The following is an 18,461-nucleotide window of genomic DNA, read 5'->3' as shown; positions in this document are numbered from 1 at the left end:
GTTGGTAACTTCCAAGATTAAAGGGATATACAATTCTTTAACTGACAAAGAAAAGCAGGTAGCACAGTATATAATCGAAAGGCCCGCAGATGTAATACACTACAGCATCACTGAATTATCCAATTGGGCAGGAACTAGTGAAACTACTATATACAGAGTTTTAAAAAAGGTTGGCTACTCGGGATATCAAAAATTTAAGTTAGAACTAGCAAGAGAGTTGAGTACCCCTACACTTGAATTAAAAGAGTCGAAAGATCTTGTAGATATGATTTACAACAAGACTGTAAACTCCTTAACAGATATTCTAAGGCAAGCGGACAGGGATAAAATTAATCGAGCATCCGAAATGATACTTAACAGCAAAAAATTACTATTCTATGCGGTAGGAAGATCTTTTCCCGTAGCTTTGGATGCTTCGTTAAAGTTTGCTGCCTTGGGATTTGCTTCCACTGCATATTCTGATCCACATATGCAAGTTATAGTCGCTTCTAATCTTGAAAAAGATGACGTAGTAATTGCTATCAGTCATTCTGGGGTTATCAGAGATACTTACAAATCTGCCCAAGTAGCCAAAGACGCTGGCGCCTTCACCATAGGTATAACTGCAGGGATTAATTCACCTATGTCAAAAATAGTCAACCTAGTTTTATACACTTCCGCTGAAATGCCTCAGGAAAGCGAATTCACTGTGAGCAGAATAGGAGAGATATTTATGGTGGAACTTTTGTACAACTCAGTTGCTTCTAAAATGTCCCTTAAAAACAAAGAAAGTAGAATAAGTCAAGCGATGAGAACAAAAAGGTTTAGTTAACAAAAAAGGGGGATCCCCCCTTATTTTGTTATGAAAGTTCCCGTTTTTCCTTCCAATGCATCAACCAATTTGGTTAAATCTGTAATTAAAGCAGCTCTTCCAGTCTTGAGAACAAAATTTGTACACGCCTCTATCTTTGGCAACATACTCCCTTTTGAAAATTGCTCCTCATTCATGTATTGTATTGCTTGATTTACAGTCATTGAAGATATGGCTTGTTGATTGGGCTTGTTAAAATTTATGAATACTTTTTCTACAGCGGTTAGAATTATGAACTCATCGGCGTCCAATTCTATAGCTAACAAAGCAGAGGCTCTATCTTTGTCTATGACACCTTCCACTCCTTTTAGTTTATCCCCTTCTTTTATTACTGGGATACCTCCACCACCTGCTGCTATGGTTATATTGTTATCCCTTACCAATTGTTTAATAGCTTTTATCTCTACAATCTCCAACGGTTCTGGAGAAGGTACTACTCTTCGCCAACCTCTTCCGGCGTCTTCTACCATACTCCATCCTTTTTCTTTGATGAGGGCGTCTGCCTCTTCTTTGGAATAAAAAGGCCCAATGGGTTTTGAAGGATTTTTAAAGGCTGGATCATTTTTATCAACAAGTACCTGGGTAACGATACTTGAAACTTCTTTTTCAATATTTTCTGCTGTTAAAACATTTTTTAACGTTTGGGATATCATGTATCCTATATATCCTTGAGTCATAGCCCCGTTAACATCCAGGGGAAAAGGAGGAATAACATCTTTGGCTATATCTTGTTGAACAAGAATATTTCCTACTTGTGGCCCATTTCCGTGTGTTATGACTATTTTATAATTTTTTTTTACTAGCTCAACTAAGCATTTTGCCGTGTTCTCTAGGTTTTTTAGCATATTTTCGGCGGTTGGAGATTCTTTTGGTTGGGATAAGGCATTTCCTCCAATTGCTACTATTGCAAGTTTTTCAACCATTCCTATCAACCTACCAACGTTGCTACCATAACTGCTTTTATGGTATGCATTCTATTTTCTGCTTGGTCAAAAACCTTTGAGTACTTACTTTCGAACACTTCGTCCGTAACTTCCATTTCTTTAATACCGTATTTCTGGTAAACATCGTATCCCATCTCGGTTTTTGTGTCATGAAAAGAAGGCAGACAATGCAGAAAAATTACATCAGGATTGTTTGTCTTTTTTATCAAATCCATATTTACTTGGTATGGTTTAAGTAATTTGATTCTCTCTTCGACTTTACTTTCTTCTCCCATAGAAATCCAGACATCAGTATAGATGACATCCGAGTTAGCAACAGCATCAAGATTGTCTGTGATGGTTATTTCTCCACCGTTTTCGCTAGCTGTCTTTTCCATTTCGCTTACCAGTTCGTTATTTGGGAAAAGTTCTTTTGGAGAGATTATTACAAAATCCATCCCCATCTTAGAGGCACCTATCATAAGTGCATTAGCCATATTGTTTCTTCCATCTCCAACGTATACAAACTTGATCTTATTAAGAGGTTTTTCAAAATTTTCCATAACTGTTAAGAAATCTGCCAAAACTTGGGTGGGATGATCTTCATCTGTTAGACCATTCCACACAGGAACACCTGAATATTTTGCTAGAATTTCCACCGTTTCTTGCTTGAAGCCTCTAAATTCTATACCATCGTAAAATCTTCCTAAAACTCTGGCGGTATCTTCTATTGATTCTTTCTTACCCATTTGACTGTTAGTTAGAAATGTAACGTTTGCCCCTTCATCGAAGGCGGCTACTTCAAAAGCACATCTTGTTCTAGTTGATGTTTTTTCAAATAACAAAACTATGTTCTTACCTTTTAATAAGTTCCCCTTAATACCCATTCTCTTTTTGGCTTTCAGATCTTTTGAAAGTTCCAAAAGATACTTTATTTCTTCGGGCGTGAAATCTTTCAACGTTAAAAGGCTTCTTCCTCTTAAATTGATAGGCATGTTTCTTTAATTCCTCCTTTTTATTCTCCGAGAACTTTTTTAAGTTTTTCAGGTTCTACCCTGAATGGTGACCCCTTACCTTGGAAAAAATGATGTTTTTCTATTAAGTGTAGCGATAATTCTGTGATAAGAAGTTCTTCTTTGTTAACTAAATTTTTAATCCTTAAATTAACTTTTCTAAAAATACCGTCTTCAAAGGGACAAGGTAGATGCCCTCTAGCTTCGTCCACTTTTATAAGCCATTTATTATCAACGGTTACAGGTTCTTCAAAAGCTTCTTTTCCTTTATCAAAAAGATATCTAATCTTTTTGAGGTCGTCTTCTAAATTTATATTTAAAGCCCTGATTTTTTCTTCATCACTTTCAATTATGTCAACCAAAAGTCTTTCATCATCACCTAAAAATCCATCAGCGGTTATAACTCCGGGCTTCATGTTTTCATAGGCTTTCTTTAAATCTTCAGTCATTTTCATTGAGGAAAAGCACCTCCTTTTAATTACGCGAACTTATCATAATATATTTTATCTTCGGATATGCCGTTCTCTGTCATTACTTTAATGCAGGCATTAATCATGCCGGGGCTTCCACATAAATATCCTTCCTTTTGGGTATTTTGATCCATTTTTTCTTTGAAATATTTTCCCAATACATTTGTGATAAGGCCTGTTTCACCATTCCAATTATCCTCAGGTTGTGGTTCGGAAAGAGCAGGAACAAAGTGGAATCTGTCCCATTTCTTTTCCATGTCTTGAAAGAAATCCATGTAGTAAAGGTCTTTCAAACTTCTTGCCCCGAAAAACAACCATACATTTCTGTTGGTTATCCCCCTTTCGAACATATCTGCAACGATAGATTTTATTGGAGCTAATCCCGAACCTCCTGCAACACATATCATATCTGCATCCGTATCTCTCATATAAAATTCGCCAAAAGGACCGACTAATTCCATTTGATCATTTTCTTTTAGATAATTATGAACATAAGTTGTTGCAATCCCGCCTGGGACAAGCCTGATAAAAAATTCTAAAGATTCTTTTTGGCTTGGAGATGATGCTATGGAATATGCCCTTTGAGTATATTCGTTTATTTTCTCGTAGGGAGGTATAACCAATTGCATATACTGCCCAGATTTAAACTCAATTTCATTGGGTTCGACAAGTTTAATTTTAACTCCTTTTATATCATAAGTCAAATCATTTGTTTTTTCAACCACACCCTTGAAAATTTTTGCGGAAAATAGTTCTTCAGGTATTTCTATTGCTATGTCAGATTTTACTTTCACTTGACAAGATAGTCTTATATTTTGTTTCATTTCTACTTCGTCTAAAAGGGGTGCTTCAGTGGGTAAAATTGGCCCTATATCTGATAAAACTTTCACCTTACATGCCCCACAACTTCCTCTACCGCCACATGCTGAAGGGATAAAGATGCCTTGCTCGGAAAGAGTGGTAAGTAGTGGAGCACCTCCATTTACCTTTAACTCCTTTTTCCCGTTGTTGATATCAATCTTAACCTCTCCATAATTGTTAACTACGCTATCAACAACCACAATCATAGTAGCTAAAACTGCACTTAATCCACCTATTAAAAATGAAGCGGCTAAAATTGCATTCACATCAATCACCTCACTGTACGTTTAACATACCGGAAAATCCCATGAAAGCCATCGCCATAAGTCCAATCGTGATTAAAGTAATTCCAGGTCCTTTTAAAGGTCCTGGTACAGGAGATTTATCAACCTTTTTTCTTATCGCTGCTAGAGATACTATTGCTAACCACCAACCTAGCCCTGAACCTAGTCCAAATATAACCGATTGAAGAAAATTATAATTTCTAATCTGCATAAAGAGAGCTACACCCAGTATAGCGCAATTGACGGTGATTAAAGGAAGAAAAATACCTAAGCTCATATACAAATTAGTTGACATTCTCTCTATAACCATTTCTGATATCTGAACTATTGCGGCAATAACTATTATGAACACTATATATCTAAGATACTCTAATCCGAAGGGAATCAACAAGTAATGGTAGACAAGCCAATTAATTGCGGTAGTTACAGTCATAACAAAAGTTACTGCAAGGCCCAGCCCATTAGAAGAAGTGAAATCCTTTGAAACCGATATAAAGGAACACATTCCTAAAAAATTAGAAAGAAGAATGTTGCTTGTAAAAATAGAAGCAAAAAATAAAGATATCAAACCTACGTCAGGGGACATTATTTTTTAACCTCCTTTCTAAACATGTAACCTTTGAGTATCCAAATAAAAATAGCTAACATAAAGAAGGCACTTGGAGGCATCACCATTATAGTCCAATTTGCAAAATTATTTGGTAATATTTGAAATCCAAAAAGTGTTCCAAAGCCCAATAATTCCCTCACAAATGCGACCATCAAAAGAACATACATATAACCAATTCCACTTGTTAAACCATCCCACAAGGATAGCAGTGGAGGGTTAGATTGAGCAAAAGCCTCTGTTCTTCCCATTATTATACAATTAGTTATAATCAAACCTACGTATGGTCCCAACGCTCTACTAACTTCAGGTACATAAGCCCGTAGAACGATATCAACAATTATAACATAAAAAGATATTATCAACGTTTGGGCTATCATTCTGACTTTCCTAGGAATAAAAGATTTCAACAAAGAAACCGTCAACGCGGATAATCCTGTTACAAAAACAACTCCTAGAGTCATAATAGAAGTGTTAATAAGAGTATTAGTTACGGCTAGTGTGGAACATATTCCGAGTATTTGAATGAATACAGGATTGTTATACCATAAATTATCTTTAGCAATCGCTATCCAATTTTTCTGAGCCATTAAATACTCACCCCCAGAATATCTTTCAAATTCGAAATCGTTTCATTTACAATTTTTTCAATAGACTCAGAAGTTCTTGTAGCGCCAGTTATTGCATCGACTTGTCCGTTTTCGTAGTCGTAGTCTCCGCCGTTTTGTCCTGTTACTATTTTTATTTCACTATCTATAATTTTGAGACCAGAAAACTGCCTTTTGAACCAATCTTCTTCTATCCTTCCGCCTAATCCTGGCGTCTCGTTTTGAGATATAAAGTCAATACCAACGATTCTAGAAACATCTTCGTTCACAGCTAAGACACCCGTGATCGTTCCCCATAGTCCACTTCCTGAGAAGATGGTAGCATAGATGTTTTCTTGGTTTATTTGAGCTGTATATATCTCAGAGCCATTATTATTTAAGGTTGAAACTATAGAGTTATATTTTTGAAAAGCTTCTTCATCACTCTGATAAGATATACCCGTTGCAGATAATATGGCTTTAATTTGGAACAATTCTTGATTTTTTTCTACAGTATCTTTTGTTAGTTCATTTGCAACTGCCAGAACGAAAACAAATACAAAAGAAATAATAAATGTAAATATTATGGTATAAACTCTACCTTCCCTTTTCATGCTTTCACCTTCTTTCTAGTAAAAGCTATATCCAACAAAGCAGCAAAAGTGTTACCCATTAACACTCCAAAACTTGTACCTTCTGGGAAAAGAGAAAAAGTTCTGATAAATATAGCCGTAACCCCTATTATAATGCCATAAAACCATTTAGAGGTTTCATTTTTTGGTGCGGTTACAGGATCTGTTGCCATAAAAACGGTAACAAACATGAAACTTCCAGAAAGTAAGAATTCTAAAGGATAAAAGGCGTTCTGTAGGCCCATTAAAGAAAAAAAGATTGTCAGCAAAGAAGCACTCAAAAATGTCGATAACATAATTTTCCAACTAGCGGTTTTTGTAGCGATAAGGTAAATTGCAGCGATAAGTATTAAAAATATAGGACCCTCTCCCATTGAACCGGATCTAAGCCCAAAAAATAGTTCAAACAAACCGAAATTTTCGCCATTAGCTAAAACTTGAAGAGGGGTTGCTGAAGTTAAGATATCAGATGTAGCTCTCCCAAAATTTCCTGGTTGAAGCCATGATTGGGTCATTATATTTGGAAAGGTGATGTAAATAAAAAGCCTACCAGCAATAGCTGGATTAAAAACGTTCCTCCCAAAACCTCCATAAACTTCCTTTGCAAATAAAACGCCAAAAATAATCCCAATACTGGCAATCCACCAGGGTGTTGCAGGAGGAAGAGATAAGACGAATAAAGTGCAGCTAACCAGAACCGCTTCGGTAACTTTACGTTTTTGTCTTCTTTCCATAATATACTCTGTCAAAATCCCAAAACCATAAACAAATATAGATAAAAAGATCAATCTCCATCCGTACATGTAAAAAGCAAATGTGTATATAGGTATGAGTGAGTACAGCACTTTTCTCATCATAACCTGCTTTTGAAAGAAGCCTGATGCCACACGAACACCCCCCCTTAATTAAATTAAAATTAATAAATCTATCGATATTTTAACATGTTTTCTATCTTATATCAAGATTCTTTTGTCATTTTATAAAAATAAAAAAGGGCGAAGAAACTCGCCCCTTGAATTTTTAAAGAATATTAATTTTGATATAAAACGTAGACGGATAAAGGTGATACTTCGATTACTCCCTCTACAACATCCAATGTTACTGTACCTGCTGTATCTTCATTTACAACTAAGTTCCATTCCCCTTCAGGTAAAGTGATTTGAACTGAAGATTCTGGTTCTGCGTTGTAAACAACTACTATATTCTTCCACGGATCGTTGTTCGCATTATCTTTTATGATAAAAGCAACGGTTTTTCTATATTCTTTTGGTAGTTCAAAAAATTCTATGTGATTTATTATATCTTCACTATTTGTCATTCTAAAGGCGGGATGAGCTTTTCTCAGTTCTATCAATCCTTGGTAATACTCAAATATATCGTAAAACTCGCTTTTCCTGTTCCAATCGTATACGTTTGGTTCTAAAACGTTGTATGAATTATCGTTACCGTTCTTAGTCCTTGCAAAATCAACGCCTCCGTGTAAGAAGGTTATGCCTTGCATGGTTAAAATCATTGCGTTAGAAAATTTTTGAGAGGCTTTTAAGGTTTCTAAAGTTAGTGGGTCTATCTCTTCTTCCCATGGTTTTACACCGAGGGCAAGGGCATTTTTATCCCATAAAGTATGGTTATCATGGTTGGAAACGTAGTTTATTGTTTCTTGTGGGTCTTGTGCCCAAGATCTTATTGTATTGTCGTATTCAATAGATCCAACAGCGCCTCTTTTTATCCTCGTTTGTTGACCTGGAGCACCTAAGCCAAAACCTTTGGCCTCAGGTTCAAATACGCTTCCCCTAATAGCGTTTCTGACGTCATCGTTGAATACTGCCACTTCTAAACCTTTTTGGTCCCCTTTACCAAACGTTATTGGACCTCCGCCAGTCCACGGTTCCCCATATAAAAGTAAGTCTGGTAGTATAGCGTGTAATTCTTCTGATATTGTTTTTACCGTTTCTTTGTCAAATAAACCTAATAAATCGAATCTGAATCCGTCTACATGGTACTCATCGACCCAATACTTTAAACTATCTAATATGTACTTTCTAACCATAAACCTTTCCGTGGCTATTTCGTTTCCACATCCCGATCCATTTGTATATTTCCCTGATTGATCAGTACGATAATAGAAGTAAGGAACGGTTTGATCGAAAGGTGAATGCTTCCCAACTTGGTATGTATGGTTGTACACAACATCCATCACAACCCTTATACCGTTTTCGTGAAAAGTTTTAACTACAGTTTTAACTTCGTTTATCCTCTTTAATGGATCATACGGATCTGTCGAATAAATACCTTCGGGGACATTGTATACCAAGGGATCGTATCCCCAACCGTATTGCTGATCGAATTTAGTTTCATCTAAAGAACCAGCATCTTGAATAGGCATAATGTGAACATGAGTAACTCCAAGTTCCTTTAGATGGGATAACCCCGTCTTCACACCGCTTGGGGACTGGGTATTGTCTATAGTCAACCCAAGATATTTACCCCTGTATTCTTCTGGAATTCCTGAGCTTTCGTCTATCGTAAAATCCTTTACGTGAATTTCATAAACAATTGAATCTTCTATGTTGTTGAGAGTAGGCCTCACATCTTTATCCCAACCTACGGGATCGGTATCTTTCAAATCAACAATCGTAGACTTGGTAGAATTGACGGCAAGAGCCGCGGAATAAATATCTATAGTTCTTCTTGTTTCTCCGTATGATACAAACTCATATAGATAATACTTCCTCTTTAAATCACCGTTCACAGTAGCTTGCCAAACTCCGTTATCGTTTTTTTCCATGGGAACTACTTTATAAGGTTTTTCATCCAAATAATTATCAAAAAGTAGTACCGTTGCCTTTGAGGAAACGGGGGACCAAACTTTAAAATCTGTCTTATCTGGGGAATACACCGCTCCTAAATCGTTTCCGTAGTAATGAAAAACTTCATCATCTAAAATATTTCTCATAATTACATAATTTTCTGATACATATCCTTCTATATCTACTTTATACAATTTATCCACATCCTGGGAAGATATAGGATTAGCAAGTTTTATGGTAATATTTGTGGTGACGGAAATATCGGTAGGATCAGTTTTATAAACATCTGATACATCTAAAGCAACGGGATCAGAATCTTCCACCTCATAAAAATTAACTTTACCTTTCCACTCTTTTGTATCAAAGGGCACAGTTAGATTCACCATTATCTCATCGAATGAATCCATAATAGCTGCGTTCACTCGAGGACTTAGGTCAAGGTTTTCTGGATCGGTATAGTAATTTTCTACGCCTGATAAGACCCATATTTCAGCAACACCACTTTCAGGTATACTCACGAATCTATCCACTGAAATATCTTTATCCCAGTTATCTGTTCTTACAATAAAACCCAGTTCCTCATGCTTTTCATCAAATTTGATGATTGCATACTTGCCGAAGCTGTCTTCGCCATCGAATAAATATCTTGCTCCTTCTTTTGAGACGGGTTTACTTGGCCAAATCCAAAGATTCCAAGGTTCATAATCCCCATCAGGTCTGTAATAGTGTACGATCAAAACGGTTTGTGCATCAAAATCATCGGCAGTTTTGCCTTCAGAAAGGCTTACAAAATCATTAGGATTTGTACTTCCAACCTCTTCAGGCAAAGTTTGAGTTTGGTTGGCTTGATCTGTTTGTGCAGAACAGCCTAACAAAATGGAAATTAAGAAAAATACTAACAAAAAGTAACCTACTTTCTTCATAAGTACCTACCTCCTTTTTAAGTTGTAATTAAGTGAAAAGGTTTCCATAATAAAAAAAAAAATAATTACATCTTCTATGTTTGTCTTTCTACTACTTTTCCTTCTAATTTATGATGTTCAACTTTTTCTCTTCCTTCCATAGAAGAGATGAACATTTCATATGCAATTTCGACCATTTCAATAATCGGTTGTCTAATCGTTGTTAATTGAAATAGTCTACTAATAGGTAGATTATCAACAGCTATCAATGAATAATCTTTTTTTGGATGCATATTCTTTTCTTCCAAGTACTTTTTGATGCCTATTCCAATCATGTCACATGTTGCAAATATGGAGGAATATTTTTTAGGACGTCTTTTTAAAACATTACCAATCGCTTTATACCCTCCGTCCCACAATAAATCGCTGTATATTATCTTTACCTTTTTATTGTTCTCTTCCATAACCTGTAAAAAACCTTCATCTCTTTTTTTGAAAACGAAAGAGGTAAATTCATTGTTGAGTTCCTTAAAAGTAACCAAGTAAAAAGTGCTATTTGACGGCGAATTACTTATAAGGTACTCAGCAGCGGTTTTCCCGACTTGATAATTATCAACATAGACAGAATCAAATCTTTCATCATATGAATCGATCAATATTATCTTTTTAGGGGGAATCCTGTTCTGAAAAATACTTGAGACGGAAAGAGAAGAGATGAACACTCCGTCAGTTTGATAAATTAAATCGGTATTTTGCTTGATCTTTTCCAGCGATATCTGATCTATAAGGGGAAAAACAATCAACCTATAATTGTTACGAGAAATCTTCTTTTCAAGTAAAGAATACATGATCCCATAAAATTCGTTTCCCATGTCAGGTGTCACAAAAGAAAGGGAATTTATATTTTTTGAAGATAATGTTCTCGCATTAATATTGGGAGAATAACCCAACTCTTCAATGATTTCTAGAACTTTTTCTCTGGTCTTTTCACTTACTTTTTCGGAATTATTTAACACCCTTGAAACTGTTGCTATTCCAACGTTGGCGAGCCGTGCAACATCTTTAATAGTAGGATTTGGATTTTTCTTTTTTTCTTTCACAATACTCACCTCAAAGTTTATTGTCTTGGGAAGTTCTAAAACTTATATACAGCGCCCCTTTGCCCCACTCTCTACCCATAAGGATAAAGGAGTTCTTACCTCTTTCCCCCACTCTCTACCCATAAGGAACCGTTTCCTTTTTTTACTCAGTCTTATTTTACCTCTTTGCATTTAAAAAAGCTAATCAAATTATTCTTGATTACAGAAGATTATAGGGAATTATTATCGATTAAGTGGAGAAAACTCCATTTTTCTCTATTTTTAGAAATTTAAAAAAGGTTTGCATAACGTTATTTCGTATGATATAATAAAAAAAGAATTATAAATTTTTATTGATAATCAATATTTTAAAGAGGAGGAAATTTATGGGGTTTCTAGGTGTCTTGCTGATAATTATTCATATCATTTTAGCCTTGGGAGTAATCTACTTTGCACTGCAAAGAATGCAGAAAAATAGTGAAATAGGTGGAGCGTTTGGTGCCGGAGGTTCGGCTACCAATTTTGGTCGAGAGAAAGGGTTAGATAAAAGTTCCAAAATTGCTCTAACTTTTGGTATACTCTTTATGATCAACTGTTTTTTGGTAACATGGATAATAGCTTAAAGGAGGATCCAACATTTGAGCCCTGAAGACCAACTTAGAATTGTACAAGAAGATTCCGTCGATCTTATTACACCAGAAGATTTTCTGATCAAATTAAAAAATAAAAGTCAATTAAAAGTTAAATTAGGGGTGGATCCTTCTAGGCCTGATCTTCATTTAGGGCATGCTGTTGTATTAAGAAAATTAAAACAGTTTCAAGAGTTAGGTCATATCGTTTACTTAATAATAGGGGATTTCACCGCAAGAATAGGAGATCCGTCTGGAAGATCAAAAACTAGGCCTCTGCTTTCTGAAAATGAAGTACGAGAAAACTCTAAGACATACGTTGAACAAGCTTTTAGAATACTCCAACCCGATAAAACCGTGGTAAAATTTAATAGTGAGTGGCTCTCTAAATTATCTTTTGCGGATATAATTAATCTATCATCAAGATACACAGTTGCAAGAATGCTTGAAAGAGATGATTTCAGTAAAAGGTTAAAAGAAAATCAGCCTATAAGTATATCTGAATTTTTGTATCCTTTAGCCCAGGCGTATGATTCTGTTGTTATCGAAGCCGATGTGGAACTTGGAGGTACAGACCAACTTTTCAATCTTTTGGTTGGAAGAAAGCTTCAAGAAGAGTTTGACCAATCACCTCAAGTTGTGCTTACTATGCCATTAATTGAGGGGACAGATGGATACTTAAAGATGAGTAAAAGTTATGACAATTATATAGCTTTTAACGATTCTTCAAAAGATATTTTCGGTAAAGTTATGTCTATTCCTGATCATCTTATTATTAAGTATATGAAATATTTAACAGATATTCCAAAGGATAAAATAAAAAATATGGAGGACCAAATCAAAAGCGGAGAAGTGAACCCTAGAGATATTAAAATGATTTTAGCAGAAGAAATAGTTACTATTTTGTATAATAAGGATGAAGCAGAAAAGGCCAAGCAAAACTTTGTCTCGATCTTTCAAAAAAGAGAAATGCCAGAAGATTTGCCAGAGATTCAAATTAAAAGTGGAGAAACGATTTTAGATATAGTTTCAAAGACCAAGGTTTATGATAGTAACAGTGAAATAAAGAGGGCTATAATTCAAGGGGCTATTAGAATAAACGACGAAAAAATAAATGATTTCAAACAGATCGTTGATTGTGATGATGGAGCTATATTACGAGTTGGGAAAAAGAGTTATTTTAAAATAAAAAAGGTAAAATAGATTTTGCAAAATTTGTTTAAATATAGTATAATATAGTGACGGGTTTTTGAAGGAAGAATTTTTTTACCAAATCAAAATCATAAAAGGGGGTAAGGAAGAATGAAGAAAACGCTTGCTTTTTTTGTAGTAATGGTATTTGTGGTTTCTGCCTTTTCACTTGGCTTCACTGATGTAGGATTAGATCATTGGGCGTATGATTACGTTATGAAGCTAGTTGAAAAAGGCGTAATTCCTGTAGATGAACCAACCTTTAGAGGTTATGAACCTTTAACAAGGTCTGATGCCGCAGTTTGGATGTCGAGGTTGGTAACTTATTTAGAGAATTCTCCTGAAATCGCTAAGACGAGAGATTTATCCTATTTGGAAGCTAAAGTAGGAGACCTCTCAAAGAAAGTAAATAACGTTGAAAGTCAGTTTAATTCCTTGAATGACCAGTTGCAAGCGGATGATCTTTTATCTGATTTGCAGGCGACATATCAAGATGTTAAAAAGACAGCCTACAGAGCCAAAAACATGGGAGATGCTTTAGAGACCGATCTTTTAGCGGTAAGCCAAGATGTAGCTGGTTTAAAGGCAACAGTTAGTCAGTTAGAGGTAACTGTGAAAGAAACAAAGAGTTTAGCAGAACAAAATCAAATGTTTGTTAAAGCATTACCTACACTCTCACTAAAAGTGGCTTCACTCGAAGAGCAAATAGCTTCACTCGAAGAATTCAAAACAAGTATGGCAAAGCAACATTTGAATCTCAAATACGATACTTACGATAAGATTGATGGATTAACCAACAGGGTATCTACAAACGAAAAACAAATCGCATCTTTATCTCAAGATTTGGCAGATGTAAAAAGGACAGCTGAAATAAATCAGATGTTTGTTAAGGCTTTACCAGATCTTTCAAAAAAAGCCGCTTCTAATGAAGCAAAAATAACAGAGTTAAGTCAAGTAGTTGAAGCTCATAACGCAGAAATAGCAAAGGCGCAAGATAAAACAATGTTATGGTTAGTAGCTGGTTTGGGAGTAATTTTAGGTGTCGTTGGAATATTCATGCCTCAATAAATGCTATAAAATGTTAGATTTATATTGACAAGTAGTGTGGATGTTTGCTATAATAATAAGGATTTTCTAAAAAATTAAATCACAAGTAGAAGGGGGTTTTTGTATGAAAAAAGTTTTATTGTCTTTGTTGGTAGTTTTTGCGTCACTAGCACTTTTTGCATTAGAGCCAGTATATGATGTTAGTGGAACAGCAGGTTTTGAATTCAAGATGGATGAAAGTGCGTTGGATATTGAGAAGGTGTTGACATCGGATTTGAGTATCAATGTTAGTTTTACTACGGAGCTTCCGGCAACTTTAACAGCAGGTTTTACATTTTCACCGGTGACTGTAACTACCGAATCAACTCCAGTTTATGACACTGATTCAGCCACTACAGATGTTTTAACAAGTGTTGTTGTTGAACCAGGATTAAGTTTGAGATACGTTCAATATGAAGAAGAAGCATGGTTGTTAAGATTCGAACCAAACGTTATAGCTTTAAGTAACTACACTTTGAGTGGATACACTAATGCTGTAGGTTCTTTAAAACTCGGTTTGAAGGATTACGGAGTCAACTTAGTATTAGCTGATAGGTTAGCTGGAGAAGTTACTCCGCACGCTACAGGAGACTTCGCAATTCCTGGAAATTGGATTTTAGGTGCTAGTTACGATCTCGACGTAAGTGGAGTAAAAGGACTTGTTGCTGGTGCTTATAAATTTGAAGATGCTACCAACAACAGAGTTACCCTTGAAGGAAAAGTTACAGAAGTACCAGTCCCAGGAAGTTTAAGCGCTGATTTAGTTTTTGGCTTACTGAATTTTGGAGATGACACAACTGATTACTCCACAAGTGCTTACAGAGTAGATTTAGCTTATGAATACCCATTAGAAATGGACCCTGTAACAGTTACACCTCACGTTGGTTTCACATGGCAGAATAACCTAGAAACAGTTTATGCAGAAGAAGGTGGAGCCGGTCTTTTCGTTGCCGATAAACAAGAAGTTACAGCAGGAGTAGATGTAAGCTATCTTGCGGCCCCGTTGACAGTAGATTTAACTGATAAATTAACAATAAATTTATTAGATGCAACTCCCGTATATTCCTTAGCTCTTACTCCAACCGTTGAATACGCTATTTCCGATCTAAGTGTTGTAGGAGTAGAAGTTCCCGTCGAAGTTGCTGACTTAACTGACTTTGCAAGCACATTATCTATTACACCTCATGGATATTTAACCTACGGTGTGGCTGAAGTTCCTGTAACCTTAGCTGCCGATGTTTACTATTTCTTCGAAGATGGAGAACCAGAAGAAAATCCAATAGCGTATATAGCTAACGTTTCTTATGCTATCAACGACTACATCTCTGCAGGAGCCCACCTTGGTAACGAAACTCTGGACGTTTATGGTAATGTAAACGGAGCAGATACCTTAGCAGACTTACATTGGTATCTATATCTCAAAGCCCAATTTAAATTCTAAGATGACCCATAAATCAAAAAGCTGGCTTTTTAAAGCCAGCTTTTTTGAAGTTATAAGAAAGAAATCTATTTTTCGTAAATTAAGTCTATACCCACTTGTTCTAATTTTTCGTGTATGTTTTCGTATCCTCTGAAAATATGATCCACGTTTGAGATGATTGTTTCTCCTTCTGCAACGAGTCCCGCTATAAGTAACGCTGCAGCGGCCCTTAGATCTGTGGCCTCTACAGGTGCCCCTGATAGTTTGTTTACCCCTTCTATAATTGCTGTATTGTCTTCTACCCTGATCTTTGCTCCCATTCTGTTCAACTCATCGATGTGATAAAATCTACTTTTAAATACAGATTCAGTTATTGTAGATCTTCCTGGGACCAAAGATAAAAATGTTGTGATTTGAGGTTGTAAATCTGTTGGGAATCCTGGGAAAGGGGATGTTTCCATGCTGATACTGTTCAATGTATCCATAGAAGTTTCTTCTACTTTTACTTCTCTTTTTTTCTCATCGTAATCCACTGGGCTTCCTATATTTTCAAATATTGAGAATAAACTATCTAGATGCTCAGCTGATACATTTTTTATGGTTAGTTCTTTGCCAATGAGTTTACCTAGTATAATATAGGTGCCAGCTTCAATTCTGTCAGGGATTATAGTGTATTTTACACCTGATAATTTTTTTACCCCTACGATTTTCAATATTGAAGTTCCCCCACCCGTTATCTTAGCTCCCATTTTGTTTAAAAAGTTAACTAAATCTGTTACCTCTGGTTCGATGGCACAATTAGTTATAGTCGTTTTTACACCTTCCAACAAGCAAGCAGTGGTTAAGACATGTTCTGTGGCTCCAACACTTGGAAAAGGTAAAGATATATTTATTAGGCTATTGGGATTGTTCAATTTACTGGTTACGAAACCGTGTTCGATCGTACTTTCTATTCCCAACTTCTTTAAACCCTCTAAATGAAAGTCCACAGGCCTTGCACCGATAGAACATCCGCCTGGAAGGGCAACTTTCGCATAACCATTTCTAAGGGTTAATGGACCATAAACGTTGAAAGAAGCCCTCATTTTTCTTACGGGTTCATATGGAATCTCAGAATTGATAGTTCCGGAGCTTTTAATTATAAGTTGATCATCAAAACGTTCTATTACTTTCCCTGCACTTTCAAGTATTTCGATCATTGTTCTAACGTCGGCTAAATCAGGGACATTTCTTAACTCAATGTCATCATCAGTGAGTAAGGATGCTCCCATAATTGGTAGCACAGCGTTTTTCGAACCAGAAACAGTCAATATGCCTCTTGCCTTTTGAGGTCCTTTTACGATCATTTTTCCAGATGTATCTAAACCAATACTTTTCAATTTTAGCCCCCCTAAGAAATAATGAAAGAACGTTTACCAATTTTTATTTCCGGTAGGTAGTAATTCGCCAGAAAAGACCTTCTTTGCATTTTCCTCCACTGATTTAGAAAAATAGGTTACTGATTTTATATCTGTAGTATTTATTTTTCTATATAATAAATTTTCGCCTTCATCACGCCATCCCGTTAAAATAATGCTATTGCTAAAAATTTCTTGAATAGTCTCTTCAAGAGTACCTTTCCCGTAATTCCATGGAAGGGAAAATAGATTGTTTTTCTGAAGGTAAAGATTATTACCATCAAAAAAGAGGTCCACATTTTTTATTTGATCTGAATAAGTGTAAAATGATCCGCCTTTTTGAAGTAAGGATTGAGTTGCGTTTCTATCGTCTTTAGATGTTACAATGATTACAGGGGTAACACCACTTGTTTCTAATCCTCTTATCATTCGGTAAATGATTTCAGATATCAAATAAGGGGAATTTCCAATATACTTTAAAGGATCATCCGCATCTTTTTCCAAAACCATTAAATTACCGAATACAACAAAATCTATTCCCAAGTTTTTAAGGTAATAACCTAATTCTCTTGAAAAATCCTGAATTAAAGAAAAGTTTCTAACTGAACCTAACGCCAAATAACAAAGTTCGGAATCTATTTCATGTAAATCCAAAAAATACCCCACCATGTAATTTGGGTCTATTTCAGCAATTTCAATATCTTTTAACGTATGAAAAAATTTTCCAACTATATGATTATCCTCTTGTATTATATCGTATATACTTCCAAAAGTAAAGCTAAATATTAACATTGTCGATATCGTCAGCCAGTATCTTTTCAATGGCATATGCCACACCGTCCTCATCGTTACTTGGTATCAAATAATTTGCTACTTTTTTTACATCTTCTTTAGCGTTTCCCATGGCAAAACTGTTTTTTGTTAATTCAAGCATGTCTATATCGTTTTCGGAATCACCAAAAACGTATAGAGTGTTGGGATCTAAGTTGTACATTTTTGAAATTATCTTCAAGCTATTTCCTTTGGAGACATCATAAGGAATAAAATCCAAATAAGTATCCCAAGATTTCATGAGGTTAAACTCTCCTTGAAACTCTTTTTCCGCCAATTTTTTAACGAGGTTTATTTTATCAGGCTCTCCAATTGCTAATATTTTTAATGTTGGGTGAGATGAATTTTCTATTTCAGATATTAAGTCATCTACTAGCACGTAATCAACAAATGAATGTTTAGAGTAATCTCTAATCTCTTTATCGTCTATTTCTGAAATAAGTTTATCGTTTATATAGATATGTCTGTGGATCTTAAGGTCTCTAAGGAATTTTATACATTTGACAGCACTTTCCTTTGAAACACCTTTTTCAAAGACTACTTTTCCATTGAGGTCGACTATGTATCCGCCGTTGTAGGAGGAAATAATCACGTTCCCTTTCAAAAACGGTAGAAAGTTTTCAACAACGTACATAGTCGATGCATACATTCTTCCACTTGCTATTACAATAAGATGGCCTTCTTCTTTCAACTTTTTTAGAGCTTGATATGTTTTTGGTGAAATTCTTACCTCAGAATTTAAAAGAGTACCATCCAAATCAAAAACAAAAGCTTTTTTCATCTTCTTCTCCTTTCCAAACTGTAACCTTTTTAGAAGCAAAAACTTATTTTTAAAAATTAGTTAGTTTCTAAAATATTTATTCTATCTACGTTTGCGCCCCTTCGCCCCGCA

General features: G+C 35.5%; 18 protein-coding genes. 5 read left to right on the top strand and 13 right to left on the bottom strand.

Annotated elements, in window-relative coordinates; translation table 11 throughout:
• The first annotated feature begins 1 nt into the window (after position 1).
• Positions 2-811, top strand: coding sequence for a MurR/RpiR family transcriptional regulator (locus AA80_RS00235; protein WP_103875866.1), 810 nt, complete (start codon positions 2-4; stop codon positions 809-811).
• A gap of 20 nt (positions 812-831) precedes the next feature.
• Here AA80_RS00235 and arcC read toward each other — a convergent pair whose 3' ends face one another.
• The 10 genes from arcC to AA80_RS00185 all read right to left on the bottom strand — a co-directional run bounded on the left by arcC (position 832) and on the right by AA80_RS00185 (position 11,036).
• The gene (arcC, locus tag AA80_RS00230; RefSeq protein ID WP_103875936.1) at positions 832-1,773 is read right to left on the bottom strand and encodes a carbamate kinase; all 942 of its coding nucleotides are present in this window, start codon (positions 1,771-1,773) and stop codon (positions 832-834) included.
• A gap of 5 nt (positions 1,774-1,778) precedes the next feature.
• Positions 1,779-2,768: an ornithine carbamoyltransferase gene (gene argF / locus AA80_RS00225; RefSeq protein WP_103875865.1), complete on the bottom strand. Its 990-nt coding sequence runs from the start codon at positions 2,766-2,768 to the stop codon at positions 1,779-1,781.
• Between the two features lie 20 nt (positions 2,769-2,788).
• Entirely contained in the window at positions 2,789-3,241 is a 453-nt protein-coding gene (locus tag AA80_RS00220) for a hypothetical protein (protein WP_103875864.1), read from the bottom strand.
• A 23-nt stretch (positions 3,242-3,264) separates the two neighbouring features.
• A complete protein-coding gene (locus tag AA80_RS00215; protein WP_199177791.1) occupies positions 3,265-4,383 on the bottom strand; it encodes an NADH:ubiquinone reductase (Na(+)-transporting) subunit F in 1,119 nt (372 codons plus the stop codon).
• 10 nt (positions 4,384-4,393) lie between these two features.
• Complete coding sequence (locus tag AA80_RS00210; protein WP_103875863.1) at positions 4,394-4,987, bottom strand: NADH:ubiquinone reductase (Na(+)-transporting) subunit E; 594 nt, start codon at positions 4,985-4,987, stop codon at positions 4,394-4,396.
• Positions 4,987-5,598 (bottom strand): Rnf-Nqr domain containing protein, encoded by a 612-nt coding sequence (locus AA80_RS00205; RefSeq protein ID WP_103875862.1) that lies wholly within the window; start codon positions 5,596-5,598, stop codon positions 4,987-4,989. The genes AA80_RS00210 and AA80_RS00205 overlap by 1 nt, the downstream gene beginning before the upstream one ends.
• Complete coding sequence (locus tag AA80_RS00200) at positions 5,598-6,209, bottom strand: FMN-binding protein (protein WP_103875861.1); 612 nt, start codon at positions 6,207-6,209, stop codon at positions 5,598-5,600. The genes AA80_RS00205 and AA80_RS00200 overlap by 1 nt, the downstream gene beginning before the upstream one ends.
• Positions 6,206-7,084, bottom strand: a complete 879-nt coding sequence (locus tag AA80_RS00195; RefSeq protein WP_103875934.1) for an RnfABCDGE type electron transport complex subunit D — start codon at positions 7,082-7,084, stop codon at positions 6,206-6,208. Before AA80_RS00195 ends, AA80_RS00200 begins: the two co-directional genes overlap by 4 nt.
• Before the next feature lie 173 nt (positions 7,085-7,257).
• A complete protein-coding gene (gene pulA, locus AA80_RS00190; RefSeq protein ID WP_103875860.1) occupies positions 7,258-9,957 on the bottom strand; it encodes a type I pullulanase in 2,700 nt (899 codons plus the stop codon).
• Positions 9,958-10,031: 74 nt separating this feature from the next.
• Positions 10,032-11,036: a LacI family DNA-binding transcriptional regulator gene (locus AA80_RS00185; RefSeq protein WP_134080010.1), complete on the bottom strand. Its 1,005-nt coding sequence runs from the start codon at positions 11,034-11,036 to the stop codon at positions 10,032-10,034.
• 365 nt (positions 11,037-11,401) lie between these two features.
• Between AA80_RS00185 and secG the strand changes: the two genes are divergently transcribed.
• The 4 genes from secG (at position 11,402) to AA80_RS00165 (ending at position 15,362) form a co-directional block, all read left to right on the top strand.
• Positions 11,402-11,638, top strand: a complete 237-nt coding sequence (gene secG, locus AA80_RS00180; protein ID WP_103875858.1) for a preprotein translocase subunit SecG — start codon at positions 11,402-11,404, stop codon at positions 11,636-11,638.
• A gap of 15 nt (positions 11,639-11,653) precedes the next feature.
• Positions 11,654-12,847: a tyrosine--tRNA ligase gene (gene tyrS / locus AA80_RS00175; protein WP_103875857.1), complete on the top strand. Its 1,194-nt coding sequence runs from the start codon at positions 11,654-11,656 to the stop codon at positions 12,845-12,847.
• A 99-nt stretch (positions 12,848-12,946) separates the two neighbouring features.
• Positions 12,947-13,903 carry an S-layer homology domain-containing protein gene (locus AA80_RS00170; RefSeq protein WP_103875856.1) on the top strand — a complete coding sequence of 319 codons (957 nt, stop codon included), beginning with the start codon at positions 12,947-12,949 and terminating at the stop codon, positions 13,901-13,903.
• 103 nt (positions 13,904-14,006) lie between these two features.
• A complete protein-coding gene (locus AA80_RS00165) occupies positions 14,007-15,362 on the top strand; it encodes a hypothetical protein (protein WP_103875855.1) in 1,356 nt (451 codons plus the stop codon).
• A gap of 65 nt (positions 15,363-15,427) precedes the next feature.
• Here the strand turns inward: AA80_RS00165 and murA are convergent, their stop codons facing one another.
• The 3 genes from murA to AA80_RS00150 are packed head-to-tail and all read right to left on the bottom strand — an operon-like array spanning position 15,428 to position 18,350.
• Positions 15,428-16,720 carry a UDP-N-acetylglucosamine 1-carboxyvinyltransferase gene (gene murA / locus AA80_RS00160; RefSeq protein WP_103875854.1) on the bottom strand — a complete coding sequence of 431 codons (1,293 nt, stop codon included), beginning with the start codon at positions 16,718-16,720 and terminating at the stop codon, positions 15,428-15,430.
• A gap of 33 nt (positions 16,721-16,753) precedes the next feature.
• Positions 16,754-17,566: a hypothetical protein gene (locus AA80_RS00155; RefSeq protein WP_134080008.1), complete on the bottom strand. Its 813-nt coding sequence runs from the start codon at positions 17,564-17,566 to the stop codon at positions 16,754-16,756.
• Positions 17,517-18,350, bottom strand: coding sequence for a Cof-type HAD-IIB family hydrolase (locus tag AA80_RS00150; RefSeq protein WP_103875852.1), 834 nt, complete (start codon positions 18,348-18,350; stop codon positions 17,517-17,519). Before AA80_RS00150 ends, AA80_RS00155 begins: the two co-directional genes overlap by 50 nt.
• Positions 18,351-18,461: the final 111 nt, after the last annotated feature.

This window comes from Petrotoga sibirica DSM 13575 (genome assembly GCF_002924625.1).
GTDB lineage: Bacteria > Thermotogota > Thermotogae > Petrotogales > Petrotogaceae > Petrotoga > Petrotoga sibirica.
The sequence above is the reverse complement of the archived record's forward strand: the minus strand, read 5'-3'. Positions and strand labels throughout refer to the sequence as shown.

Bases quoted from the DNA above. Each gene is read 5' to 3' on its own strand.
- AA80_RS00150 (WP_103875852.1), bottom strand. From the start codon at position 18,350: ATGAAAAAAGCTTTTGTTTTTGATTTGGATGGTACTCTTTTAAATTCT.
- AA80_RS00155 (WP_134080008.1), bottom strand. From the start codon at position 17,566: ATGCCATTGAAAAGATACTGGCTGACGATATCGACAATGTTAATATTT.
- argF (WP_103875865.1), bottom strand. From the start codon at position 2,768: ATGCCTATCAATTTAAGAGGAAGAAGCCTTTTAACGTTGAAAGATTTC.
- AA80_RS00200 (WP_103875861.1), bottom strand. From the start codon at position 6,209: ATGAAAAGGGAAGGTAGAGTTTATACCATAATATTTACATTTATTATT.
- secG (WP_103875858.1), top strand. From the start codon at position 11,402: ATGGGGTTTCTAGGTGTCTTGCTGATAATTATTCATATCATTTTAGCC.
- pulA (WP_103875860.1), bottom strand. From the start codon at position 9,957: ATGAAGAAAGTAGGTTACTTTTTGTTAGTATTTTTCTTAATTTCCATT.
- AA80_RS00220 (WP_103875864.1), bottom strand. From the start codon at position 3,241: ATGAAAATGACTGAAGATTTAAAGAAAGCCTATGAAAACATGAAGCCC.
- AA80_RS00170 (WP_103875856.1), top strand. From the start codon at position 12,947: ATGAAGAAAACGCTTGCTTTTTTTGTAGTAATGGTATTTGTGGTTTCT.
- AA80_RS00165 (WP_103875855.1), top strand. From the start codon at position 14,007: ATGAAAAAAGTTTTATTGTCTTTGTTGGTAGTTTTTGCGTCACTAGCA.
- AA80_RS00210 (WP_103875863.1), bottom strand. From the start codon at position 4,987: ATGTCCCCTGACGTAGGTTTGATATCTTTATTTTTTGCTTCTATTTTT.
- AA80_RS00195 (WP_103875934.1), bottom strand. From the start codon at position 7,084: ATGATGAGAAAAGTGCTGTACTCACTCATACCTATATACACATTTGCT.
- AA80_RS00205 (WP_103875862.1), bottom strand. From the start codon at position 5,598: ATGGCTCAGAAAAATTGGATAGCGATTGCTAAAGATAATTTATGGTAT.
- arcC (WP_103875936.1), bottom strand. From the start codon at position 1,773: ATGGTTGAAAAACTTGCAATAGTAGCAATTGGAGGAAATGCCTTATCC.